The organism is Streptomyces sp. WZ-12 (genome assembly GCF_028898845.1).
In the GTDB taxonomy this organism is placed as follows: Bacteria; Actinomycetota; Actinomycetes; order Streptomycetales; family Streptomycetaceae; genus Streptomyces.
Genome location: NZ_CP118574.1, coordinates 734,289 through 756,905, shown reverse-complemented (window position 1 = coordinate 756,905; position 22,617 = coordinate 734,289). Strand labels below are relative to the sequence as shown.

Annotated in this window: 21 protein-coding genes and 1 pseudogene; 12 read left to right on the top strand and 10 right to left on the bottom strand. The window is 69.1% G+C overall.

Annotation, left to right across the window (positions count from 1 at the left end; translation table 11 throughout):
• Window positions 1-15 precede the first annotated feature (15 nt).
• From PV796_RS02890 to PV796_RS02880, 3 genes and pseudogenes are all read right to left on the bottom strand, one after another.
• Complete coding sequence (locus PV796_RS02890) at window positions 16-276, bottom strand: hypothetical protein (RefSeq protein ID WP_274911217.1); 261 nt, start codon at window positions 274-276, stop codon at window positions 16-18.
• Between the two features lie 586 nt (window positions 277-862).
• Complete coding sequence (locus PV796_RS02885) at window positions 863-1,639, bottom strand: hypothetical protein (RefSeq protein ID WP_274911216.1); 777 nt, start codon at window positions 1,637-1,639, stop codon at window positions 863-865.
• 135 nt (window positions 1,640-1,774) lie between these two features.
• Window positions 1,775-2,038, bottom strand: a pseudogene (locus PV796_RS02880) (transposase family protein); the annotation flags it as partial.
• A gap of 229 nt (window positions 2,039-2,267) precedes the next feature.
• Here PV796_RS02880 and PV796_RS02875 point away from each other — a divergent pair.
• Window positions 2,268-2,471: a hypothetical protein gene (locus tag PV796_RS02875; RefSeq protein WP_274911215.1), complete on the top strand. Its 204-nt coding sequence runs from the start codon at window positions 2,268-2,270 to the stop codon at window positions 2,469-2,471.
• Entirely contained in the window at window positions 2,468-2,665 is a 198-nt protein-coding gene (locus tag PV796_RS02870) for a hypothetical protein (protein ID WP_274911214.1), read from the top strand. The genes PV796_RS02875 and PV796_RS02870 overlap by 4 nt, the downstream gene beginning before the upstream one ends.
• Before the next feature lie 907 nt (window positions 2,666-3,572).
• On the opposite strand, the gene PV796_RS02860 is transcribed toward PV796_RS02870, so the two are convergent.
• The gene (locus PV796_RS02860; RefSeq protein WP_274911213.1) at window positions 3,573-4,451 is read right to left on the bottom strand and encodes an RICIN domain-containing protein; all 879 of its coding nucleotides are present in this window, start codon (window positions 4,449-4,451) and stop codon (window positions 3,573-3,575) included.
• A 663-nt stretch (window positions 4,452-5,114) separates the two neighbouring features.
• Here PV796_RS02860 and PV796_RS02855 point away from each other — a divergent pair.
• From PV796_RS02855 to PV796_RS02835, 5 genes are read left to right on the top strand one after another with little or no spacing between them, the layout of a single operon-like run.
• Window positions 5,115-6,884: an amino acid adenylation domain-containing protein gene (locus tag PV796_RS02855; protein WP_342456881.1), complete on the top strand. Its 1,770-nt coding sequence runs from the start codon at window positions 5,115-5,117 to the stop codon at window positions 6,882-6,884.
• Entirely contained in the window at window positions 6,878-7,183 is a 306-nt protein-coding gene (locus PV796_RS02850) for an acyl carrier protein (protein WP_274911211.1), read from the top strand. The genes PV796_RS02855 and PV796_RS02850 overlap by 7 nt, the downstream gene beginning before the upstream one ends.
• Before the next feature lie 14 nt (window positions 7,184-7,197).
• The gene (locus tag PV796_RS02845; RefSeq protein ID WP_274911210.1) at window positions 7,198-7,950 is read left to right on the top strand and encodes a thioesterase II family protein; all 753 of its coding nucleotides are present in this window, start codon (window positions 7,198-7,200) and stop codon (window positions 7,948-7,950) included.
• Entirely contained in the window at window positions 7,947-9,149 is a 1,203-nt protein-coding gene (locus PV796_RS02840; protein ID WP_274911208.1) for a cytochrome P450, read from the top strand. The genes PV796_RS02845 and PV796_RS02840 overlap by 4 nt, the downstream gene beginning before the upstream one ends.
• 29 nt (window positions 9,150-9,178) lie before the next feature.
• Window positions 9,179-10,156 (top strand): TauD/TfdA dioxygenase family protein, encoded by a 978-nt coding sequence (locus PV796_RS02835; protein WP_274911207.1) that lies wholly within the window; start codon window positions 9,179-9,181, stop codon window positions 10,154-10,156.
• Between the two features lie 490 nt (window positions 10,157-10,646).
• Here PV796_RS02835 and PV796_RS02830 read toward each other — a convergent pair whose 3' ends face one another.
• On the bottom strand, window positions 10,647-10,955 hold the full coding sequence (locus PV796_RS02830; protein WP_274911205.1) for a MiAMP1 family antimicrobial peptide: 309 nt from the start codon (window positions 10,953-10,955) through the stop codon (window positions 10,647-10,649).
• Window positions 10,956-11,398: 443 nt separating this feature from the next.
• Here PV796_RS02830 and PV796_RS02825 point away from each other — a divergent pair, with 443 nt between their 5' ends.
• Complete coding sequence (locus PV796_RS02825) at window positions 11,399-12,271, top strand: serine hydrolase (protein WP_274911204.1); 873 nt, start codon at window positions 11,399-11,401, stop codon at window positions 12,269-12,271.
• Between the two features lie 148 nt (window positions 12,272-12,419).
• On the opposite strand, the gene PV796_RS02820 is transcribed toward PV796_RS02825, so the two are convergent.
• Both PV796_RS02820 and PV796_RS02810 read right to left on the bottom strand, forming a co-directional pair.
• A complete protein-coding gene (locus PV796_RS02820; RefSeq protein WP_274911202.1) occupies window positions 12,420-12,806 on the bottom strand; it encodes a hypothetical protein in 387 nt (128 codons plus the stop codon).
• A gap of 428 nt (window positions 12,807-13,234) precedes the next feature.
• Entirely contained in the window at window positions 13,235-14,116 is an 882-nt protein-coding gene (locus PV796_RS02810; RefSeq protein WP_274911200.1) for an SDR family oxidoreductase, read from the bottom strand.
• Between the two features lie 88 nt (window positions 14,117-14,204).
• Here PV796_RS02810 and PV796_RS02805 point away from each other — a divergent pair, with 88 nt between their 5' ends.
• The gene (locus PV796_RS02805) at window positions 14,205-14,783 is read left to right on the top strand and encodes a TetR/AcrR family transcriptional regulator (protein WP_274911198.1); all 579 of its coding nucleotides are present in this window, start codon (window positions 14,205-14,207) and stop codon (window positions 14,781-14,783) included.
• A 222-nt stretch (window positions 14,784-15,005) separates the two neighbouring features.
• Here PV796_RS02805 and PV796_RS02800 read toward each other — a convergent pair whose 3' ends face one another.
• Window positions 15,006-16,511: an alkaline phosphatase family protein gene (locus PV796_RS02800; protein WP_274911197.1), complete on the bottom strand. Its 1,506-nt coding sequence runs from the start codon at window positions 16,509-16,511 to the stop codon at window positions 15,006-15,008.
• Window positions 16,512-16,612: 101 nt separating this feature from the next.
• Window positions 16,613-17,431, bottom strand: coding sequence for an alpha/beta fold hydrolase (locus PV796_RS02795; RefSeq protein ID WP_274911196.1), 819 nt, complete (start codon window positions 17,429-17,431; stop codon window positions 16,613-16,615).
• Window positions 17,432-18,392: 961 nt separating this feature from the next.
• On the opposite strand from PV796_RS02795, the gene PV796_RS02790 reads away from it, so the two are divergent.
• Window positions 18,393-19,133, top strand: a complete 741-nt coding sequence (locus PV796_RS02790) for a lytic transglycosylase domain-containing protein (RefSeq protein WP_274911195.1) — start codon at window positions 18,393-18,395, stop codon at window positions 19,131-19,133.
• 353 nt (window positions 19,134-19,486) lie between these two features.
• Here the strand turns inward: PV796_RS02790 and PV796_RS02785 are convergent, their stop codons facing one another.
• Complete coding sequence (locus PV796_RS02785) at window positions 19,487-20,416, bottom strand: NADP-dependent oxidoreductase (protein ID WP_274911194.1); 930 nt, start codon at window positions 20,414-20,416, stop codon at window positions 19,487-19,489.
• 86 nt (window positions 20,417-20,502) lie between these two features.
• On the opposite strand from PV796_RS02785, the gene PV796_RS02780 reads away from it, so the two are divergent.
• Together PV796_RS02780 and PV796_RS02775 are read left to right on the top strand one after the other, a co-directional pair.
• Window positions 20,503-20,883 (top strand): winged helix-turn-helix transcriptional regulator, encoded by a 381-nt coding sequence (locus PV796_RS02780; RefSeq protein WP_274911193.1) that lies wholly within the window; start codon window positions 20,503-20,505, stop codon window positions 20,881-20,883.
• A gap of 381 nt (window positions 20,884-21,264) precedes the next feature.
• Window positions 21,265-22,611: an erythromycin esterase family protein gene (locus tag PV796_RS02775; RefSeq protein WP_274911192.1), complete on the top strand. Its 1,347-nt coding sequence runs from the start codon at window positions 21,265-21,267 to the stop codon at window positions 22,609-22,611.
• The last annotated feature ends 6 nt before the right edge of the window (window positions 22,612-22,617 follow it).

The following is a 22,617-nucleotide window of genomic DNA, read 5'->3' as shown; positions in this document are numbered from 1 at the left end:
CCTAACGAGGCCGTCTCAATTGGCCGGTCTGCGGCAGCAGATGAGGGTGCGGGCGATGCTGGTGAAGACGGGCAAGCGCTCGGCTTTGCGCTGTAGCGGCGGTGCCGTCGACGTCCGCATGTTCACCGAGCCGATCGCGCAGCGGGCCCCGTCAAACTCGCCACTGGCGCCGAGGGTTGGTGCCACGGCCCGACCGGCGGCGTTCAAGTCTTGCGGCCGCTCCGGGACGTCCTCGACGACCCTGCCTGGCAGGCGCTCGCCGATCGCTGTTGACACACCGTGACCCACTCCGGCCTACCGCGTCGCCTGCGGCTCGGCTTCGGGGACAACAACAGCCAGCCAATGCTGCGACACCGCTGGCGTGCTGGCGCTGGCCTGTGACCGGATGGCCGAGCAGGGCGACCGCGCGGACTTCGCGCGCCTCCTCGTCCGGGGCCGCGCCTCCCGCGCGACCCGGAATGCCGACGGCGCGCGTTGGTCGAACCTCGAACACCGCGCCGCCCCCAACACCCTGGAACCCCATACCGGTTGGGCGATGGATAATGCGGGCATCGTGCGGGAACTGCTGCGCGCCGTACGGTTGAGCCGGGGAGCGGACCGACATAGCCGGTTGCCTGCCCGGACCAGCTGGCGGTGCGCCGGTCCGCGGCCTCCTCATCGGCCCCGACCTCGACGGGTCCGGCCCATCGCCTGTTCCTGTCCCTGCCTGCGTCCCCGTCCCCGGCCCTGGAGGGTTGGGGTGTGGTCAACGCCCGTTCCATTGGCGGGGGATGAGCCTGGTGGCAGTACCAAGTTGTGTGCCGAGCCAGGCACCGTGGGGCCGGGGCCGGGGCTGGGGCGCGGCTACCGGGAGGGGGCGCCGTTACTTCCCGCGCGGGACGGTGAAGTACTCGGACGCGGAGGAGCCCCAGCCTCCGAGGTTGAGGGAGAGGATGGTGCCGTAGCGGGTCCGGGCGGCCGTCAGGCTCGTCGGGGACTCCGGGTGTGTGGTGCAGCGCTGGTGGATCTCGCCGAGGTCGATGGTGGGGCACGGGGTGGGTTCGTTGACCCGGTGGGGGAGTGGAGTGTCGGGCGAGTCCCAGTCGAGTTGGAGCCCGGGAGCCTTGAGCGTCGGTGCTGGCATCGTCCTGCCGTCCGGGTGGCGGCCGTGACGGCGCAGGTAGTCGAGCGCGTAGGTCACGGTGCCTGCCGCGTGCGGTACGTCCCGCCCCGCGCTGTCCTGCGGTCCCCAGGCGGCGATGTCGGCCGCTCGGATGCGGCGCAACACGTCGGCGATGTCCCCCTGAACACCGAAGTAGGCGACGGCCTGCATGTCGCACCGGAGGACGTGCGGGGATCGGTTGTTCTCGAAGATCGAGCCGTTGTAGGGCCGGGTGCAGGAGTCGGTGAAGTGTGTGAGCACGTGCTCCAGGCCCGGGACGGCGGCCAGGCGCGCGATCAGGGCGCGCATCTTCCGTTCCTCCTCCGCCCTGCGGGACTCCGCCGCCGGCGACATGGCCCGCGCGTGCAGTGCCTTCTTCGACGGCTCGCGGGAGCACGCCATGGTCAGCCCCACCAACGCGAACGCCAGTAGCAACCCGCCTGCTCGGCCGCACTTCCCACGGACCCGGCGCCACCGGGCCCGCACGGTTTCCGTCATCTGCGAACCTCCGCAGCCAGCTTGCGCTGCGACGGGGGCCGGCCGCATGAGTGCGCGTACTCAGATTCCCGCCGACCGAGTGCCATGTGCGTGCCTGCCTGCAGGTGCGAAGGCATGCCGGAAGGCACCCTTGTGGGAGGCCAGGATCTCGACGGCCTCGACGATGTACCTGTAGGCAGTGGTAGTGCCGACGCCGGAGCCGGCTGCGAGCTGGGCATATGCATGGCCGAGGCGCGGGTGCGCGAGGGCGAGCAGCGCCTGCCGTCCGGCGGGCAGCCGGCGCCATCGAGTGCCGCGTTCCCGGCGGCAGTTCTGCAGACGAGCCGACAGGTAGCGCAGGCTCGCGGTGGCGGTCCCCGGCCAACGCGTTGCTTTGCTGGACGAGCGTGCCGTGCTTATGTGCAGTAATTTGCGAAATATGAACCGAGTGCGCGACGGTAGCGGCCACGACAACGGGGAAGCCGACCAGGGCGGAGTACCTCCTGTATCGGCTCCACAGACCCCGTCCGAGCCCACTGGCCTTCAGGGCCCCGCCGCGTCGGATCGCCCGCCCTCAGGAAATGTGAGGCCACGTCGGCAGGGACTACACGCCTATTTCGCTCTTCCTACGCTCAGCACCCACCAGCTGATGCTGCTTTCGACGGCCGCCTCGCTGCTCATGGCTGGCATCTCGGTTTTCCAGGCGCTGGAAAACCGCCGCAATACGGTCATCGGCCACTACGTGGCACCTCCGTACAACCCGAATCAGAGCGCCGGGATCCCCAGTGGCCAGGCCCCGAACTGGTCGCGTCCCCCCGCCACCCCTTCCTCCGCAGCAAAGGACCACTGGTGAGCACCCAGCCCCCGAAACCGTCCGCGGCCCCAGCACCCGACCCGGCACTCACTCTTGAGGCAGAAGACCTCGAACGGCGCCGCCAGAACACCATGGTTCTCGCCGTCGGCGGACTCGCCGTTGCGGGCCTGGGCGTGGCGCTGCTGTCGATGCTGACGAACAGGCAGAACGGCATGATCGTCGTCCGCATGTAGGACGGCGCCTGGGACAGGCGGGCAGTGTCACGATCGTGGCGGCCCTTGCTCTCTGAGCACCGATACCTGACCTGTAGTAGACGGCATGAACAGGCGGGCGCAATCGGCGTTTCCCCGGAAAGCGTCATGTGGGGCCGCCGGGGCCCGGGCCTTGGCGTCATGCCGCCCAGTCGTCGCGTGGCGCATTGCGTCCTGGGGGCGGCGGGCGAAGCCGTTGGCCGGGGCGCCGCTCGTTTCCGGCGGGGGTGTTCGGAGTGGCTCCGCCTGAGTGCTGGTCGGCCGTGCTTCAGCGCACCGGAGCCCCCAGACACGCCGTCCAGGGGCTCCAGTTGACCCTTTCTAGCCGCAGCTCCCACCGCACTGGCAGGGGCCGCCCTGCTGGCAGCCACAGCTACAACCGGGGCCGCACTCGCAGCCGTTGGCAACGGTTCCTTCGTTGGTCGTCATGGTGCCTCGCTTTCACGTGTCCTGGGGTCAGTGGACGTTGCACTGTGGCACGTGTCGGGGCGGCCCGACCACCAGTCTCGGCACGGTGCGGGCATCAGACTGAAATTCGCCTCATTGACAGGGAGTTCTCCCGAGGTGTCGCCATCGATGCGAGCTGTGTGTCTCTCTGGCTGAGGGCCGAGCCCGCCGTGTCCGGGCCGGTGGCCTCCGACCGACCTTCTCCCGGCTGATCGACATGCTGGCTGCGGCCAGGCCGCACGCTCTTGCGGCCATCCAGCGGGCATGGGTTGAAGTCCGCGAGCGAATAGATTCGCGCGCCGGTGGGTGACAGTCCTTCCTCGGATTCTCATGGGGCACGCGGGGCATCACGGCGAGGGTGTGACGTGCCTGTGATGGCTGGCAGGCCCTGCGGTGTGCAGGGCCTGCTTGGGGTTCCTGAGGGGCCTTCAGGCCGCGGCCGTCAGATGCGCTCCAGGCGCCATTTCTGTGCGTCGGTGTCGTTGAAGGTGTACTGCTGCACGTTCGCGCTGTTGTCCATCGACATGCCGGCGACGTCCACGGTCTTGCCGCTGGGAACGTTGCTGATCACGAAGACGCCGTCGCCGAGGGGGGTGACCCACCAGCGCTGGTTGGTGCTGCCGTTCCTCGTCCACTGCTGGATGTTGGCGGTGTCCTGTAGGCCGGCCTTGTCGACGTCGAGGGACATACCGCTGGCCTTGGAGGTGATTTCGTACTCGCCGGTGACGTCCCACGGGGACTGGCGGCCGGCGCGCCGTACGGCCTTGAACGTCCACTGCTGGTTGGGGCCGCCGTGCCGGGTGTACTGGCCGACGTTCGCCCCGCTCTCGTTCTCCTTGCCCAGGATGTCCAACACCTTGCCGCTGCCGATATTGGCGAGGATGTAGGTGCCTTCCTCGACGGGCAGCCTGTTCCCTTGCACCTGTGCGGCGTCCGAGCCGTGCGGGAAGAGACGGATGGAGGCCGTCCCGTTCCTCAACACCGGGCCCAGGGTGGTGCGGGAGGCGCCCACGATGGCGCCGAGGTCGTCGATCTCCCGCGTGTCCTTCTCCGCGAGGGACCCAAGCTCGTCACGGGGTCCTACCTGGGCGGCGAAGCCCTTGAAGCCGGCCTCGACGTGCAGGGCCAGGCTCTGTTCGGTGTGGTTCACCACTGACAGGACACGGCCGTCAAAGCCGAACGCCCGCACATCACCCAGTGTTTGGTCGGCCAGTAGGACGCGACCGCGCTCCTTGGCGTTGAAGTCCTCGTGCTCGTAGACCGCGTACCAGCCCTTCGGGCACACCTCGACGCCGCTGCCCTCGAAGATCTTGACCGTCACCCTCGTCCGTCCTTCTCTGCATCACATTCCCGCGCACCGCGGGCCAGACAATGACCCTACGGTCCCAGCCCGATTACCAATAGTGATCAAATTCGGTCACTGGCCTGCCAGTTCACGGGCCTGCTTGCCGGCTTGAGGCGAGCGCCTTGTTCAGTCTTGAGGCGAGCGCCTTGTTCAGCCAGTCGGTGTTCCGGGCATGCTGAGCCGGCCCGGTTCCGGGCGGGTGGGGGATCGACCAAGAGGAGTGTGGCGTAGCGGGACTGCGTGAACTCCTTGATGACGCCGCGGAGTCGGGTCGCGGGTTGGGGAAACCACTCCGCCGCGGGCTGTTGACGAACCGTCCGGTCCGCTGCCGATGGCGGCAGCCTGTAGAGGCGCCCGCAGACTGAGAGCGGTTTCAACACGTTCACGAACCTACTGGGTGGTAATCGTTTCGCTCAGGTCCTGGTTCTGGCGGACTGGGGGCATGGCCGGTGGGCGGCTCGTCGGACGACGGGGTGCCTGGGGCCGGCGACATCGGTTGCCCGTGAGGAGGCGTGTGTCGGATTGGCGCTGGTTGGCAGGTGCTGGAGCCGCTCATGACGTTGGTGGGCCTGTGCGGCGTTCGCAGGCCCAATGGGATCAGATCTCACTGCGGTTGCATCGGGCTTGAGCTAAGGGGACATGATGCAGGACACGACGTCGCTGGTCCACGAGGTGGTGAGCCGCGGTCCGCGGTCCATTGGTGAGTACTTCCTGCACGCCGGACTGGTCCGGCCCGACCAGGTGGCGGTGCTGCGCGAGGACGAGTGCCTGACGTACGAGGAGTTGGCGCTCGGTGCCGAGCGCCTGGCCGCGGAACTGGCGGAGCGCGGGATCGGCCATGGCGACAGGGTGTTGGTCGAATGCGATCCGGTCCCGCAGGCGGTGGTGGTGTTGGTGGCGTGTTCGCTGCTCGGTGCAATCTACGTGCCCGTCGCTCCGGACGTTCCCCAGGCGCGCAAGGCGGCGATCGCCGCGGCGGCACGGCCGACCGCTCGTGCCGTGGTCGAGGAGCAGCCGGCGGTTGCCGAAATCCCGGTGTGCATACGGTTGTTGCGCGATGGTGTGGCGGTTTCGGGTGGTGTCCCCGGTTCTTCGGAGCGGGTCCGTGGCGGGGCGGCGGAGCACGACGTCGCGTACTTGATCTTCACCTCGGGCACCACTGGGCGACCCAAGGGCATCACGATGACACATCGGGCCGCGCTGGCCTTCTTCCGGGGGATGGCTCGGCAGGTGCCGGCTTCGCCGCACCACCGCGTCGCGTCGTTCGCCCCGCTGAACTTCGACTTCTCGCTGCTCGACCTGGGTTGGGCAACGGGCGCTGGCGGGACGCTGGTTCAGGTTCCGCGGATGCTGCTGCGTCACCCTCGGCGTTTCGTGGAGTACTTGGCGCGGATGGACGTGAGCCATGTGAGCGGCGTTCCCTCCATCTGGCCGCCGGTGTTGCGGCATGCCACACAGGAGTTGTCCGCGTGCACCTCGCTACGGGGGCTGCTGATGGGCGGCGAGGCGTACTCCGTCGAGCTGTTGCGGGCGTTGCGCAAGGCGCTGCCCGGGGTGCAGTTGGTGAACGCCTTCGGGCAGTCGGAGTCCATTGCCTGTTCCTTCCTGGAGCTTGCCGACCCGCTCCCGGATGATCTGCGGCAGGTGCCGATCGGCCCCGCCCACCCCGGAGCCGAGATGCTCGTGTTCGACGACGCGGGTCACGAAGTCGGCGTGGGCGAGACTGGTGAACTCTTCCTGCGGAGCGCCGCGTTGTTCTCCGGGTACTGGTTGGACCCCGACGCCACCAGTCGCGCGCTGGTCGCGCCGCCGGGATGCCCGGACAGCCATGAACGCGTCCTGCGCACCGGCGACTTGCTGCGCAGAGAGCGGGACGGGCTGTTCACCTTCGCCGGCCGCAAGGACCTGCAGGTCAAGATCCATGGAAATCGGGTGGAGGTGGAGGAGGTCGAGACGCACCTGGCCGCACATCCTGCGGTGGTCGAAGCCCTCGTGGTCACGGTGAAGGGCGACCTGGGTAGCCGCTTGGCGGCCCTCGTCGCCGTGGTCACCGGCGGGGAGGAACAGGACTGTGTGGAAGAGGAGTTGCGCGCCTGGTGCAGCATGCGCCTGCCGCACTACATGCAGCCCGCCTACGTGCTGGTTGTGCCCGCGCTGCCACGAACCGCAGGGGGAAAGCTCGACCGGCACGCGGCACAGGCAACGGCACTGCGCATGATCGCAGCGGCTCCAGGCGGCGCCCCAGGCACTCCCACGCACCCCGCAGCGGCCGACCCCCGTGGGCCGTGTGACCACCCGACAGCCAGGCAACCGCTCCCCGAGCCCCCGGGGCAACCCGGGACCGCACACGACCGGGATACCCCGACCGGGACTGGGACAGGGACAGGGACAGGGAAAGAGCCATGCTGAGTCAACCAGAACTCGAAGCGCGCTTGCGCACGTTCCTCTCGGCCATTCGCCCCGACGCCGACGTGGCGGCCATCACCCCCCACTCCAACCTGTTCGAGTTGGGGATCCTGGATTCGCTCGCCGTCGTGGAACTCATCGTCTTCCTGGAACGCCTCATCGGCACGGAGATCGTGGTCGAGAACTACCAACTGGAGTCCTTCCACACCCTCGCAGGGATCCATGAGGTCGTGGTCGACTCCACACCGCCCGGCCCTACCGTCAGGGGCGCTGACGGGACGTCAACATCGAGAACACCGTGACGGGCAGGTGGACCATGTCACCGAGCACGGACTGGATCCGTCTGGGACCCGAGCCGGTTCTCCCACGGCTGCACCTGCTGTGCTTCCCGCATGCAGGCGGCTCGGCGGCCGGCTGCCTGAACTGGGCCGCCGCGGCTCCCCCCGGTGTGCGGATGGCCGCAGTGCAGCCGCCCGGCAGGGACAGCCGCGTCGCCGAGCCGCCGCTGCGCAGCGCGCGGGCCGTTGCGGAGGCGCTCGGTCCCGCCCTGGCAGACCGTGGCGACACCGTTCCGTGGGCCTTCTTCGGGCACAGTCTGGGTGCGCTGCTGGCATTCGAGACCGCGCACTGGCTCCTCCAGCGCGGACTCCCCGGCCCCCGCATCCTCATCGTCGCCTCCGCCGCCGCGCCCCATCTGCCCCACAGCTCACCACCGCTGCACCACCTGCCCGGACCCGACCTGCTCAAGGCCCTGGATCACCTGGGAGGGCTGCCCCCGTCCCTGGCGAACAACCCGCGGCTGGCAGGGTTGTGGCTGCCGCGCATCCGTACGGACCTGGAGATCTACGACACGTACGTGCCCCGCCGACGTGCCCCGCTCCCGTGCCCGATCACCGCGTTCGCCGCCACCGAGGACCGCCTGGTGCCAGTACCGGAGGTCGCCCAGTGGCACCACCACACCGCCGGCCACTGGAGCCTGCGGATCTCGCCGGGCGATCACTTCTTCGTCCACGCCGACCCCGCCCCCGTCCTGGCAGCGGCGGTGCCCGAGGAAACGAGACCACGATGACCGGCCCAGACTCGCACGCCACCGCGTCCCGGCCTTGCGCGCAGGCATCGCTCCCACCGCTCGGATCCCCCGATCCCTGGCCGGGTTACGCCGCCTTGCTGGCTTGTCCGGGGCTCCATTACGAACGGGTCGAGCACACGTACTACGCGGCCCGTCACAGCGATGTCCACCACGGCCTGCGGCACCCGGACCTGGCCGTCGGCTTCCCCTTCAGGGCGACCCGCCAACTGTTCGGCCCCACCGCGATCGACCTGGACGCCCCCCGACACCGACCGGCCCGCCAACAGGTCTCCTGGTTCACCACCCGCCACATGCCCACCTGGACCCAGAGCGCCGTCATCCCCGTGATTGATGACCTGATCGAGCGGGCCGTCACCGACACACCCGTCGACGTGATCAAGACCTTCGCCCAACCCCTGCCGACCCGCGTCATCTGCCGCATCCTGGGTCTGCCGGACCATGAATGGCCGTGGATCTGGCGACAACTCAGGCCCGTCATCGGCCACATCGCCGACCAGACAACCGGCATGCAAGCGGCACTGGCCTCCCGGGACATCCTCGCGGACCGGCTCCGGCACGCGGTCCGTACCGGAGTACCGCACGGCTCGCTGCTGCAACGCCTGTGCGCCGACGTCCCGCCCGACTCCGCCGTCGACCGCTCGGCCGAACCCATCCGCACCGCCCTCCTGCTCCTGGCCGCCGGCACGGAGACGACAGCCGCCGCCATCGGCAACCTGCTCTGGTGCCTGCAGCAGCACCCGCATACCTGGGACGAGGTGGCGAACGGCACGATCCCCGCCGACGCGGTCGTCACCGAAAGCCTCCGGCTCCACCCGCCGCTGCACAGCACGGTCCGCTTCGCCCGCCGCGCTCTCACACTGGGCGACACCGCGATCCCCAAGGGCGCCCGAGTACAGCTGCTGCTCGCCGCGGCCAACCGCGACCCCGCACGCATCGGCGCACCGCCGTCCTGGAACCCGCACCGCTCCCCACAAGCCCACCACGCCTTCGGCGGCGGACCGCACGCCTGCGTGGGCGCTCAACTCGCCCTCACAGAACTGCAGTTCCTGCTGACCGCGCTGGCCAGGCGCTTCGAACTCGCGGGCCCCACCCACCCGGCCAGCCACTTCCGAGCGGGCCCCTTCCACTATCCCACCGAGCTCCCCGTGCGACTCATCCCACGAACCACCCCCGCCTGACGGCACCCCATCGGAGGGAACAGCCCGCCATGACCCCACTCTCTGCCAAGGATCTGGACATCGTCAGGATCACCGGCAACATCGGCGCCGAGATCCGCGGCATCGACCTCGCCTCGGACCTGCCACAGGACACCATCACCGCGATTCGCACCGCCCTCGTCACACACAAGGTCGTCTTCTTCCGAGGCCAACACGGACTGGACGGCCCGACCCAAGAGCGCCTGGCCCGGCGCTTCGGCACCCCCACCACCGCATACCCCACCCTGCCGTCCCTCGACGGCGCCCCCGCCATCCTCGACCTCGACTACCAGAACTCCCCGCTCCGCGCCGACTTCTGGCACGCCGACGTCACCTTCATCCACCGCCCGCCCCTCGGCTCCATCCTCCGCGCGGTCTCCCTCCCGCCCTACGGCGGCGACACCGTATGGGCCAACACCGCCACTGCCTACACCGCACTGCCCAAGGAACTGCGCACCCTCGCCGACAACTTGTGGGCTGTCCACGCCAACACCCCCGACAACGCGCCGACACGGAGTTCCGACGACAGCGCGGAGGCCCGCACGATGCGTGAGACGTTCACCGCACGCAGCTTCATCACCGAACACCCCGTCGTCCGCGTCCACCCCGAAACAGGCGAACGACTGCTGCTGCTCAGCAAGTTCATCCGCCGCTTCGTCGGCTGGACACCCGAAGACTCCCAGCCCCTGCTCAAACTGCTCCGGACCTACATCCCCGTCCCCGAACACGCCGTACGGTGGCGCTGGACCCAAGGAGACGTGGCCTTCTGGGACAACCGCTCCACCGAGCACTACGCCGTGCGCGACTACGACCCGCACCCCCGCCGGATGCAACGCATCACCCTCGCCGGCGACATCCCCGTCTCAGTACAGGGACAACACAGCCGCGTCGTAGCAGGCGACGACACCGACTACACCACCTCACTCGCCCACCCCCACGACGGCAAACCGTCAGATCGTGACCACCTCGCCAGCCCACCGGCCTCATAACGGCCCCGCACGCAACGCAGTTGGCGGGCAGTGGTGGAAGGTGGCACCCGAGCGAATCCCGCAGGTTGCGACCGGCGGTTTCGGAGCGTGGTCGGTCTCCGGCAAGCAGCCGGAGCATGTGGGGTGGTAGGGCTCCTCGGACTGATGGCCGAAGACCCTCAGCAGTGGAAAGATCACGCCACGAACCGTCAGAGCCCGGAGCGCCAAGTGCCGCGGCCGCATGGGAGCATCGTTGATGCCCCGGCGGTCGCTCTGGCCGATGCTGCCTCGCCGGGGCGCCCCTGAGCTCGGCTGTGATCCCGAACCTGCCTGCGTACTCGTCGAGGTGACCTGCTGCGTAGCTCCGCTGCCACCCGGCGCCACCCGGCTAGGGAGGCTGGCAGCAGCGCATCCGTGCCGTCACCAGACCGTGGCGCTGGCTCGGCGCGCCAGGGCACGCGATTGACGTGGGGTCCGGGAGCGGGCCCGGACCCCACGCCCAACGGGGCGTTCAGCAGATGATGCTGATGCTCTGCCAGCCGAAGCCTGTGCCCTGTTCCGAGTTGTGGTTGCTGGGGAGGGCGAAGACGGTGGGGCCGCCGAACACGTTTGACATGTCTCCGGTCTGCCCCGTCCCGTACCACTTGTACGAACCGTGGAAGTTGATCCTTTGCGGTCCCCAGCAGGCGGTGATGACCTGCTGCCGCCCGGTGAAGTACGGCCCCTCGTACGCAACGAACGTCGAGGCGAAAGCGGCTCCTGTACTGAGCCCGAGCGCTGCGACCGTGGTGGCCACCACGGCGGCGAGTCGGCGTTTCACGTGCACCCCCTGAATGCCGGAAGACGAATGACGCGTCATGCAACCACGGGGCCAACGGGCGTAGGAGGCATCGCACGGCCAGCGGTGGGGCATTTTTGGACATTGGGTTAGTTTATGACGTTTGTGCGAATGGGCGTTTCGGCCAACAGCGGAGCGCTACCGGCGGAGCTCGTTCATGACGGCCGAGCGGTCAACTGGCCGCGGGATTAAGCTAGTTCGCGCCTGCCTGCCCCGCGGCCGTAGCCCGATCTATCCCTATTTTCTGTTGAGCGAATATCGCGTGCAATCTCTCTTCTCGCATCGGGCAATGGGATCGCATTCTTTCGGAGTGTCCGCTTCCGAGTGCGGGGCGTCGCTTGATAGCCGTACCGGTGAAATGCCGGGCGATTCCCTCTCGGGAGCCGGGCCGGAGAACGCACACCGCGACAGGACACACCGCCTTCATGTACAGATCACCCATCGCACTCCGCGGGCTGGCCGCACTGATGGCCACCGGCGTGGCGGTCACGGCTCTAAGCGCGGCGAGCCCCACCTCGAAGACCACCGGCAGCGCCCTGGTGGGCCACGCCGAGGTGGTCTGCACCTCGAAGCAGGAGGGTCTGGCCCCCACCCTGTCCCACGACATCGCCGACGCGCTCAAGGGGCGCCGGGGCTCTTCGGCGCTCGCCCTCTACGACCGCGGCTCCGGGACGAGTTGCGAGTTCCGGGCCGGCACCCCCTTCGACTCCGCGAGCGTGGTCAAGGTCACCGTCCTCGGAGCGCTGCTCAGGCAGGCCGAGGAGGCACATCGTGCGCTGACGCCGAACGAGGTCAAGCTGACCACCGCCATGATCACCAAATCGGACAACGCCTCGACCAATGCCCTGTGGCACCAGGTCGGCCCGGCCGGGATGCAGCACTTCCTGAACCTGGCGGGCATGCCGGACACCGTGCCCGGCACCCACGGTTCCTGGGGCCTCACCCAGATCACCGCCGCCGACCAACTCACCCTGATGCGGCTGCTGACGACGGACGGCACGGTGCTCAGCCCCAAGTCCCGGGAGTACGCGCTTGACCTCATGCGGCACGTCGCCTCCGACCAACGGTGGGGCGTACCGGCGGGGGCGCCCGCCTCGGCGACCGTCCACGTCAAGAACGGTTGGCTACCGCGTACGGGTCGGGGCTGGCGGGTGCACAGCGTCGGCTCGTTCACCGACAGCGGCAACGACTACGCGATGGCCGTCCTCTCCAGCGGCAGCGACACCATGGGCTACGGGGTGGCCACCGTGGAGGCCGCCGCCCGCGTCATCCACCGGGACCTGGCCGGTAGCCGGTAGCCGGTAGCGGGTACCGGTACCAAGCCGCCGGCAGACTGGTGACGCCGCCGACTCGGCATGCGTCGGACGTTGCGGTGGAACTCGACCCACGCCGACGCCGGCACGTGACGCTCGCCTCGGCAGACGTACGGCACCACCCGACACATCACTACTCGTTGTCGCAGCCCTTGATGTCGTCGGCGCAGTCCTCGATCTGCTCCTTGCTGATGGTGTTCAGCCGCCAGTGGATGATGCCGGTGGTCTTGCTGTCGAGGGTAGGGATGGCGGCAGTGAACGGGCGGCTCGTAGCAGGGATGTTGAAGCGGTCCGCCTCCCGGTCGTTGCAGGTCACCGCCCAATCCTGTGCCGCATCGCCGCGCTGGAGACGAAGGGTGAGTTCTTCGCCCGCTCCGGGTGCGTCACAGCTGATGTCGAGGCGGTAGGGCCGGTTGCCAGGGGTGCGGAAGGTCCGGTGGAGGCCCTCCGTGAGGTACGGGTAGCCGTCATCGACGAGTTCGGCATCCTGGTCGTGGACGGCGCGGGCCAGACGCTTCATGGCCTTTTCGTAATCTCCCTTGCCCCACTCGGTAGTTGAGGCGGGAGGGCTGGACACGTCAGTCGACGGGTTTGCCGCCGAGGGCACTCCGCCGCTGTGTGCGCTGTGACCTGGCGAGGAGTTGCACCCACTGATCACGGCAACACCAAGGAGGACGGCGGCGACGGAGGATATGCGCATACTGGTCATGGTATGTGCCGCCGGGGCGCGCCTTCCGGCCGCGCCCCGGCGCAACGGCTCATCGCGAACGCCGAGTCGACGCCGTACGACGAACTCGCCCACGAGGTCGTGTGCGAGCCGATCGGGAGCGCGCTGTCCGCGCGGCTGGAATGGCTGCGCAGGGCTGCCCGATGCCCCGGTCATTCCTGTGCCGCGGGCGGCACGGCGTCCCGGGTGCGGGCATTGTGAGCGAGCCTCCAAGTCGCCGGTCAGGGCTGGATGTTCTCCAGGTCCTCCAGGAGGCCGGGGTGCTTCGGTTTCCAGCCGAGGGTCTGCTGGGTGTGGGTGCTGGACGAGGGCTGGTCGGTCGCGAAGATCGGGCCGAGAGGGCCGTAGGTCTGTGGCGGTACCGACTCGACCGGCAGGCCCAGCCGTCGGCCGATGACCGCGGCGATGTCCCGCACCCGGTCTCCCTCGTCGGCCACGGCGTGCCAGACGCTGCCGGCTTCCGCCTGTTCCAGGGCGAGCCGGAAGAGGACCGCGGCGTCGAGCGCGTGGACGGCCGGCCAGCGCTGTGTGCCGTCGCCCGGGTAGCCGGACACGCCGGTTCGGCGCGCGATGTCGGTCAGCAGGCCGGCGAACCCGCCCAGGCCCCGGTTGTGGACCGTGCGCGGCAGGCGTACGGCCGTGCTTCGGACACCGCGCGCGGCGAGGTCCAGGACCGCTGTGACTGCGCGGCCGCGACCGCCGACCGGTCCGTCGGTCGGCACCGGGTCGGCCTCGGTGGAGGCGCGCCCCGGGGCCTGGGGCGTACCCGAGACGGTCACGAACGGGCGGTCGCTGCCGACGAGTTCCTCGCCGAGGGTCGCGAGGGCGGCGCTCTCCTCGGCGATGTTCTTCGCGAGGGCCTCGGGGCTGCTGAAGTCATTGCCGAACGCCAGGTGGACGACCCCGTCGGCCTGAGCGACGCCGGCCCGGAGGGCGTCCAGATCGGCGAGGGCTCCCCGGAGCGGCTCGGCGCCGGCCGCCTCTGCGGCGAGCGCGGACGCGTCGGAGCGGGCGAGTGCGAGGACGGTGTGGCCGTTGCCGAGCAGTTCGGCGACGACGGTGGACCCGATCAGACCGGTGGCACCGGTGACGAAGACACGCATGGAGATCCTCTCCCAAGTGATGGGACTCTTGTCCCGTCACACGGTACCAGGTGACGGGACAAGAGTCCCATCACGTATGCTGGCTCCCATGGGTAGGTGGGAACCAGGCGCACGCGAACGCCTCGTCGTGGCCGCATGCGACCTGTTCACCGAGCAGGGGTACGACGCCACGACGGTCACGCAGATCGCCGAGCGTGCCGGCGTCACCAAGAGCACCTTCTTCCGGCACTTCCCCGACAAGCGCGAGCTGTTGGTGGCCGGACAGGAGACGCTGAGCCGGCTGCTGACCGAGGGGATCGCCGAGGCCCCCGACCGCGCCACCCCGCTGGAGGCGGTCGCCGCCGGCCTTGAGCGCGCGTCGAGCGCGATGGGACCCATGAACCGCGAGCTCGCCCCGCGCCTGAAGGCCGCCGTCGCCGCCAGCGCCGAGCTGCAAGAGCGCGACGCCCTCAAGATCGTCAGCCTCGCCGCCGCGATGACGGCCGCCCTGGTCGCCCGCGGCCTACCCGACCCCACCGCGGCCCTCGCGAGCGAGCTGGGCATCCTCGCCTTCAAGCGCGGGTTCGCCGAATGGTCCGAGGGCGACCGCGACGGCGAGGACGAACTCGCCGGATACGTCCTGGCAGCCCTGGACGAACTGCGCGCAGCGAGCGCATCGCTGGGCTGATCGGACAGCTCCACGATCGCCTCTGGGCGCGCGAATAGTCGCACACTCTGAAGTGTTGGGGCCGTCAGCGAACCGCTCTGGTCGTCACACCGTCCTCTGCTTGCGCGACAGAGCCCGCTGGGCCTGCACCAACCTCTGTGCCCTGGCGCGCGGTGGCTTCGGCGTCCCGCCGGCGACGAGTTCGTCAACTGGGGCCCGTAACTGCTCGCGGGCCTGCCTTCGTTACTGGCCTGTCTGTTCGGGGCTGTGGGGTCGGGGGCCGGGTTCCTGGTGCGGCACGGTTTGGATGATCGGCACGGTCGGTGGCGGAAGGGTGGCTACTTCCTGCTGTTCGAGTGTGAGGAGCGGCGCTGGATCGGGCAGTTCAGGGAAGGACGGATCGGGGTGGCCGAGGCGCAATGCCGACGTCATGTCTCCTACGGTTTCGCGGCGCCAGGTGCTGATGTTGGGTTCGTGCACGCCGAACCGCCGTTCCAGGAATTTCAGCATGGATGTGTGGTCGAAGACCTCGCTGCACACCCAACCGCCGCGGCTCCACGGCGAGATCACCAGGGCCGGGACGCGGAAGCCGAGTCCGATGGGGCCGGCGATGCCCGACGTGTTATCCGGAAGCGGGGAGACGGTGACCCACTCTCCGGGGGTCCGCTCAGGGGCGGTTGGTGGTGGCACGTGGTCGAAGCGGCCGTCGTTCTCGTCGTAAGTGATGATCAAGACGGTCTTGGCCCACACGTCCGGGCGTGAGCCCAGTGCGTCGAGGATGGTGTACATGTACGTGGCGCCAGCCGCGGGCAAGTTGGGGGGCTCTTCGGATGCCTCCGGCAGGCCGTAGACCGAGGGAAGGTACTGCGAGTCCAGCCAAGTGACCGACGGCAGCTCGTCGTTGCGGATGATGTCGGCCACCTGGGACGGCGAGCGGGGCACCATGGCGTTCTCGTACAGGGGATCCCCCGGCCGGGCGTGCTGGAACGCCGTGAACCAGCCGAGGTCGGTGTCCTGCGGGTTGGCGGTGTAGTAGCGCCAGCTGATTCCGGCGGCCTGTAGTCGCTCGGGGTAGGTGGTCCATCGGAATCCGGTGGAGTGGTTGTCCACCACCGGGCCGCCGTGCTTGCCGTCCGGGTCGATGGTGCCGCTGATCGCCATGACGCGGTTGGGGTGCGTCGGGCCGAGCACGGAGCAGAAGTAGTTGTCGCAGACTGTGAAGGCGTCGGCCAGCGCGTAGTGGAACGGCAGGTCATCGCGCGTGTAATAGCCCATGGTGAAGGGGCCGTTGGCCGGGCCGTCCGCGGCGCGGTGCGTGGGCACCCAGTTGTCCATCCGGCCGTGGTTCCAGGACAGGTGCTGGGACTGCCAGGTGTGGCTGGTGCTGTGGGCCCTCGCGGCGCTGGTGGTTCTGGTGTCGTGGTGGAACGGCAGGAGATAGCCGTCGGGGTGCTGCGGGTCCGGCTGGTGGAACACCGAGCGCCCCGTGGGCAGGGTGACGGCGTCCGGGTCCTCGAAGCCCCGGACACCCTGGAGCGTGCCGAAGTAGTGGTCGAACGACCGGTTCTCCTGCATCAGGAAGATCACGTGCTCGACCTGGTCCAGCGAGTGCAGGGCACGTTCGGGCTCCGTGAGCGCCCTGCGCATCGACACGGGCAGTGCTGACACCGCTGCCGCCCCGGTCATCGCCGAAGCCGAGCTTTTCAGGATGCCGCGCCGGGTAACGCCGTGGGCCGGGTCTTCGGGCATGGCCTCACTCCTTTCGAAGGAAGACAGCGCAGCTCCGCGTTGTCGGTCTTGTACGGATCGGCGAGGCAGTCGCCCCCTCGAACCGCCGGGCGCGATCACGATCACGGCGGTGGGGTCCCACTGTCGACCTCGTGCCAGAAGGCGTGGACCCGCGCGTTGAACCCGTCCGAGGACTCCTGGAGCGGTTGGTGGGCTTCCCCCGCCAGCACTTCGAAGCAGGAGCCCGGGATGGCACCGGCCACGAGCCTCCCGAGCCGTGGCGGTGTGGCGATGTCCTGTTCGCCGGCCAGTACGAGGGTCGGTGCGGTGATGCCGGGCAGCCGATCCAGCGCGTCATGCTGCTGGAACGATTCCAGTTGACGGCGGAAGGCCGCCGCGGACTGCGGGTACGGGAAGGCGAGCGACTCCTCGATGAGGCGCTGCACCGTGCCGTCGGCGTGGGCACGCGGCGAGTAGATCCACAAGAAGAACGCCTCCAGCATGGCGCGTTCGTCGGGTGCCTCCGTCACCAGCCAGTGCCAGGAGCGGGTCATGGCGGTGAAGTAGGCGTCCGCCCGTGCCCAGGTCCCCATGAGAACGAGGCTGCGGACGGCTGCCGGGTGACGTAGCGCCAGCTCCTGCGCAATCGCGCTACCGCCCGAGAACCCGGCGACATGTGCGCTGTCGACCCGGAACCCTCGGAGCAGCTCCGCAGCGTCGTCGGCCATCGTGGCCACGGACATGGGCCCGTCCGGCAGCGGTGTCCGCCCCGCTCCTCTGTTGTCGAAGGCGATGACCCGATACCGGTCCGACAGCCCGTCGAGCTGCGCCTGCCACGCCTCTGCGGGATCGCCCAACCCCGCGATCAGCAACACCGCGGGCCCTTCGCCGCGACTCTCGGTCCAGATCGTGGTTCCGTTGGCTTCGACGTACTCGCCCATGGAATGCATCTCCCGACCCGCCGCCTGCTGCGCCGGTCCGCGAGACACTACCCACGGCGCCCGCCACTCCGAACCTCTCAGGGTCACCCACGGCCCCCATCAACGGTGGCGGGCCGGTGCCGCCCCGCTCCACCACGCCGAACTGCGCCGCCTGGGGCGGCTGGTGAAGCACGAACGCGCGACCCGGGGCGCGACCCGGGGCAAGCACCGTTCGCTGCCCCGGCTCGACAATCAGGCCGATCGGCCTCCGACCTGACCGGCCACGACGGCCACGTCGACGCGGCCGGCACGAAGTCCTCACCGTCGAGGAGCGAGGAGGGCCCGCACGGACAACGCCTGTCCGTGACGTGGACGGCCGCAGCCCGGTTCGGCGGGCCGGTCAGTGGATCCTCGGGCGCGATCGGTGCTGGGTGCCGGCCTATGCGCGACTGCTCGGATCGGGTTGCCGAGGCCACCCGCGCCCGGATCCGGGCGGTCGCCGACCTTGCCGAAGACGCTGTCGCAGTACTGCCAGAACTTCGCGTGCCATTCGCGGCCCAGCAGCGGGCACCAGTCCCTGAAGCTGTGGGGGTGGCATTCGAGCCACTGCCCCCTTCTTTCTGGCCTGCGGCGAGCTGGGCGTGGGCACGCAGCGCGGTGGGATGGGTCTGGGTCCGGGCCTGGGCGGGTGCGGTGAACGGGCCCACCGTGAAGATCGCGGTGAGGAGGGTCGCGGTCACACGTTGTATGGTCATGGGCCTTCCCTGGTGGTGTTGACGGAACCGCTCCCCGGCGCTGCCCCTCAGGGCGCCGTTTCGACGGGGAGCGGTGCAACGTCGAGCCGACGGGCTGGTGCGCTGGCGGCTGTATCGCGGCGGTCGGCCGCCGGTTCCTCGTGTGACGATCCCCATAGCGGCTCGTTTGATTGCGTGATCTTGCAACTACCCTGGAGCTCAATGCGTCCCAATCGGCGGGGCACCGGATGAATCGACCGGACGGACTGGGCAACGTGCAAGAACAACAAGCCGGAGCGACGGACAGCGGCCGGGCGTGGCGATCGGGGCAGCAGCCTGCCCGTCCCTCCTGGGGAGGTTCGTCGCCCGCCACGACATACCGCGCTTCTCCGACAGGGGGAGGAACCAGGCGCTCCAGGCGCCGAGGGTGTCTGGGGAGCCTGGTCCTCGGAGTCACGCTCATAGTCGCCGCCGTCCTCGGCGTCGTCTGGTGGCTGACCAGGCCGCCGGCACTGCCCACCATTCCCCAGCAGTACCTGGCGACCGTTGAGTCGGCCGCCAAGACCTGCCCGGAGCTGAGCGTCCCGATGCTGGCCGCACAACTCGACACGGAGAGCCGCTGGAACCCGCAGGCGGACTCCGGCCAAGCCCAGGGCATCGCGCAGTTCCACCCGTCGACCTGGGCGGAGTGGGGCAAGGACCACACCGGCGACGGCAAGGCCGACGTGTGGAACCCGACCGACGCCATCCCGACCCAGGGCGCCTACATGTGCCACCTGTTCAGGGTGGTCAAGGACGTCCCCGGCGACCCCACCAAGCTCGCGCTCGCCGCGTACAACGCGGGCCCCGGCGCGGTGCTCAAGGCCCGGGGCATCCCGCGGATCCCCGAGACGCAGAACTACGTCAACCGGATCGAAGGGTTGATCCCGAAGTACACCCAGACCTATACCAAGCAGATCAGCGCGTCGCCCAGCCCTCCGGGCAGCTAACGACCACACGGTTAGTTAGTGCCAAGCGAAGCAGCGGGATTGGTCATGATGCCGAGCGAGGTGAACCAGGCGTCGCCCACGCCTTCCGGGGACAGGCCAAGGGATAGCCGTTCGAGCAGCGTAACCAGGACGGTACCGAGCGTTGCCGTGTCCTCGGCGGTGCGCGGGAGGCGGCGTACGAAGCGGATCCCGAGCGCCGTCCGGCTTCATCCGGGGCGGCGGTCGCCCGCTCCACGCCGCTTCCTGCGGTGCACCGGCTCGGTTCGTTGAGGCGAAAGGCGGGAGCCGGCTCGTGGGGGCGTAAGGGGACGTCTCGGTGGGGCCTCCCGCTCGCGTGAGGCCCCACGACGGGATCAGACGGTGAGGACGAGCTTGCCCTGGAGGTGACCGCGGTCGAGCAGCCGGTGCGCGTCGGCGACCTGCTCGAACGGGAACGTCTCCTGCACGTGGACCCGGAGCTTGCCCTGTTCGACGAGTGCGACGAGACCTCGCAGGGCGACCGGATCGGGATCGACCGCGATGCCACTGAAACGCTTGCCGGCCGACTCGTAGGTGGCGGCGAGCTCCGCATCCTGCATGGCGACCGCCGTCACCAAGTGACCGCCTGGGCGGAGCACTTCGAGGGAGCGCTCGGCGGTGTCGCCGCCGAGCGTGTCGAGCACGACGTCGATGTCGCGGACCGTCTCGGTGAAGTCGACCGCCGTGTAGTCGATCACCTCGTCGGCACCGAACCCCTCGACGAACCTCCGCTTGCGCCCGCTGGCGGTCGCGATCACGTGCGCGCCGAGCGCCTTCGCGATCTGGATCGCGACGTGGCCGACCCCGCCACCACCGCCGTGGACCAGGACGCGGTCGCCCTCGGTCACGCCGCCGAGGTCGACGAGGCCCTGCCACGCCGTCAGCCCGACAATCGGCAGCGCCGACGCCTCGACGTGCGAGAGCGAGGCCGGCTTGCGTGCCAGGTGCAGCGCCGGCGCCGACACGACCTCGGCGTACGCGTGCGCCGCCCGCGGGAACAGCGGCATCCCGAACACCTCGTCGCCGGGCCTGAACCGCCATGTCTGCGGCCCCTGTTCGACCACGCCGCTGATGTCCCAGCCGAGGACGAACGGCGGCCGACCGACCAGCGGGAACTCGCCGGCGCGCAGGCGCGCCTCCAGCGGGTTCAGCCCGATCGCCTTGACGCGGACGAGAACCTCGGTCGGAAGGGGCTGGGGTTCGGGCGCGTCCACGATGGTGAGCACCTCGGGACCGCCGAGCGTGTGCTGGGTGATGACTCGCATGACTCTCCTGCTGAGGAAGGGGAAAACCCAGGCTATGAACCTGATAGGAACCAGCAAGTGCCATAGGCGCAGGTAACTTTGGCGCCATGAGCGGTTTCGTTCCCGGTGATCTCTTCCTCTCCGACTGTCCGGCGCGTCTGGCGGTCGAGCTGATCGCCGACAAGTGGACGGTGGTCGTGCTCTACGGCCTCAGCAAGGGCCCGGTGCGCCATGGCGAGTTGATCGAGCTGATCGGCGGCATCTCCCGCAAGATGCTCACCCAGACGCTTCGGCGGCTCCAGGCGCACGGACTCATCAGCCGCCACGCCTACGCCGAGGTGCCGCCCCGCGTCGAGTACGAACTCACCCCGCTCGGGGCGACGCTGATCGAACCGATCCACATGCTGACCGAGTGGGCAAGGGCCAACGGCGACGCCGTGCTTGATGCGCTCGACGCCGATCCCGAGCCGGTTGCCCATAGCGACTGAGGCCCCCGCCAAGGACAGCCCCTCCTGATCCACTCCTTCCGGTACCGCCACCCAGCACCCCCAGTGCGATCACCCGCACGACCAGGTTCACCGAGACTGAAGGCCAAACGACTGGCTTCGCTGAGTAGTCGCCTCGATTGGACGAGAGCGGCCAACTGTGAACAGCGGCTGCCGATCTCTCAGCTTCGGGATGTTCACGAGTTCCCACAGCGTTGGCGCTGCCCCGTCTGCTTGCTCGGGTCCGGAGTGCCGGACCCCGAAGCTCGGCAGTGGGGTTATCCCCATGGGAAGTGTCAGGTCGGCCCCAGAGCGCCCAAGCCGCCTTGGGCGTGATCATCTTCTCAACCGCGCTGGACATCACGTGAGTTGAGGAGAGATCACATGATTGAAAATCGGAAGCTGCTGGTGGCTGGGGCTCTCGCCCTGGCCGCGACGCTGGCCCCCGCAGGAGCCGCGTACGCGGCAGCGCCGGTGGTGACCACATCGGCCGAAGCGCCGTCCCCGGTCCGCGCGCTGGACCGGATCGCCCATCCGCTGCGATCGACGGATCCGGGCACCGGCACGGCCGACCTGCGCTCACTCGGGGCGATGGTCGGCGACGCCAAGGTGGTCGGCGTGGGCGAGGCCACCCACGGCTCGCACGAGTTCTTCGCCCTGAAGGACCGGCTCTTCCGCTACCTCGTCGAACAGAAGGGATTCACCACCTTCACTCTGGAGATGAGCTGGTCGGCGGGTCTGCGGATCGACGACTACCTCCAGCACGGCGACGGTAACCGCGACGCGCGGCAGGTCGTGCACGAGGCGATGGCCGACTCCCCCTGGGACCGCGAGGAGTTCGTGGCCCTCGTCCACTGGATGCGCCACTACAACCTCCAACATCCGTACCAGCCGGTCCACTTCACTGGCGACGACGTCAGCGCACCCAGGCTCGACGCCCGCGTCCTCGACACGGTCACCGACTACGTCCGACGGACCCACCCGGAGTCGCTGCCGCGTCTGACCGAGCTCTTCAGCGGCCTGGGCTCGCTCGACGACGCCATCACTTACCTGAACCGGCCGCTCGCGGAACGCCAGCGGAACGCGGCCAAGGCGCGACAAGCGCTGGAGCTGGTGGAGCAACAGGGGTCGGCGGGTGGCAAGGACGCGGAGTTCGCCGTACAGAACGCCCGCAACATCGCCCAGACCTACACCTTCCTGACCCTCAATCCCAACGACCAGGAATCGTTGACCGCCATGCAGCGCTACCGTGACCAGCTGATGGCCGAGAACACGGCATGGTGGGAGCGGTACACCGGCGGCAAGGTCCTGCTGTCGGCCCACGACGACCACGTCGGCTACGTGGCGTCAGATCCCACGACCTACCCGAAGACCCAGGGTTCGTTCCTCCACGACACCCTGGGTGCGGACTACCTCGCCATCGGCAGCACCTTCGACCGGGGCTCCTTCCTCTCCAAGGACCAGCCGCTCGGAGGCGATTGGAAGAAGTTCACGGTCGACCCGGCCGGCCCCGGCACGAACGAGTACACACTCGACCAGGTGCGGTACCCCGACTACTACGCCGACCTGCGCAAGGCCCCAGCTGAGGCCCGCAACTGGCTGGACACCTCGCGCCCGACGTACAACGTCGGCACGCAGTTCCCGAACGACAAGACACCCGAGATCGCCGTCGGCAAAGCCTACGACGTCCTGATCCACCTCCACGCCGTCCGAGAGGCGAGGAAGCTGTAGCACCCA

What these genes read in the sequence shown, in the direction of transcription:
- PV796_RS02805 (WP_274911198.1), top strand. Translation starts at nt 14,205, where the DNA reads ATGGGTAGGTGGGAACCAGGCGCACGCGAACGCCTCGTCGTGGCCGCA.
- PV796_RS02775 (WP_274911192.1), top strand. Translation starts at nt 21,265, where the DNA reads ATGATTGAAAATCGGAAGCTGCTGGTGGCTGGGGCTCTCGCCCTGGCC.
- PV796_RS02795 (WP_274911196.1), bottom strand. Translation starts at nt 17,431, where the DNA reads ATGGGCGAGTACGTCGAAGCCAACGGAACCACGATCTGGACCGAGAGT.
- PV796_RS02885 (WP_274911216.1), bottom strand. Translation starts at nt 1,639, where the DNA reads ATGACGGAAACCGTGCGGGCCCGGTGGCGCCGGGTCCGTGGGAAGTGC.
- PV796_RS02810 (WP_274911200.1), bottom strand. Translation starts at nt 14,116, where the DNA reads ATGCGTGTCTTCGTCACCGGTGCCACCGGTCTGATCGGGTCCACCGTC.
- PV796_RS02845 (WP_274911210.1), top strand. Translation starts at nt 7,198, where the DNA reads ATGTCACCGAGCACGGACTGGATCCGTCTGGGACCCGAGCCGGTTCTC.
- PV796_RS02835 (WP_274911207.1), top strand. Translation starts at nt 9,179, where the DNA reads ATGACCCCACTCTCTGCCAAGGATCTGGACATCGTCAGGATCACCGGC.
- PV796_RS02850 (WP_274911211.1), top strand. Translation starts at nt 6,878, where the DNA reads ATGCTGAGTCAACCAGAACTCGAAGCGCGCTTGCGCACGTTCCTCTCG.
- PV796_RS02780 (WP_274911193.1), top strand. Translation starts at nt 20,503, where the DNA reads ATGAGCGGTTTCGTTCCCGGTGATCTCTTCCTCTCCGACTGTCCGGCG.
- PV796_RS02790 (WP_274911195.1), top strand. Translation starts at nt 18,393, where the DNA reads ATGAATCGACCGGACGGACTGGGCAACGTGCAAGAACAACAAGCCGGA.
- PV796_RS02800 (WP_274911197.1), bottom strand. Translation starts at nt 16,511, where the DNA reads ATGCCCGAAGACCCGGCCCACGGCGTTACCCGGCGCGGCATCCTGAAA.
- PV796_RS02840 (WP_274911208.1), top strand. Translation starts at nt 7,947, where the DNA reads ATGACCGGCCCAGACTCGCACGCCACCGCGTCCCGGCCTTGCGCGCAG.
- PV796_RS02855 (WP_342456881.1), top strand. Translation starts at nt 5,115, where the DNA reads ATGATGCAGGACACGACGTCGCTGGTCCACGAGGTGGTGAGCCGCGGT.
- PV796_RS02820 (WP_274911202.1), bottom strand. Translation starts at nt 12,806, where the DNA reads ATGAAGCGTCTGGCCCGCGCCGTCCACGACCAGGATGCCGAACTCGTC.
- PV796_RS02875 (WP_274911215.1), top strand. Translation starts at nt 2,268, where the DNA reads ATGCTGCTTTCGACGGCCGCCTCGCTGCTCATGGCTGGCATCTCGGTT.
- PV796_RS02825 (WP_274911204.1), top strand. Translation starts at nt 11,399, where the DNA reads ATGTACAGATCACCCATCGCACTCCGCGGGCTGGCCGCACTGATGGCC.
- PV796_RS02785 (WP_274911194.1), bottom strand. Translation starts at nt 20,416, where the DNA reads ATGCGAGTCATCACCCAGCACACGCTCGGCGGTCCCGAGGTGCTCACC.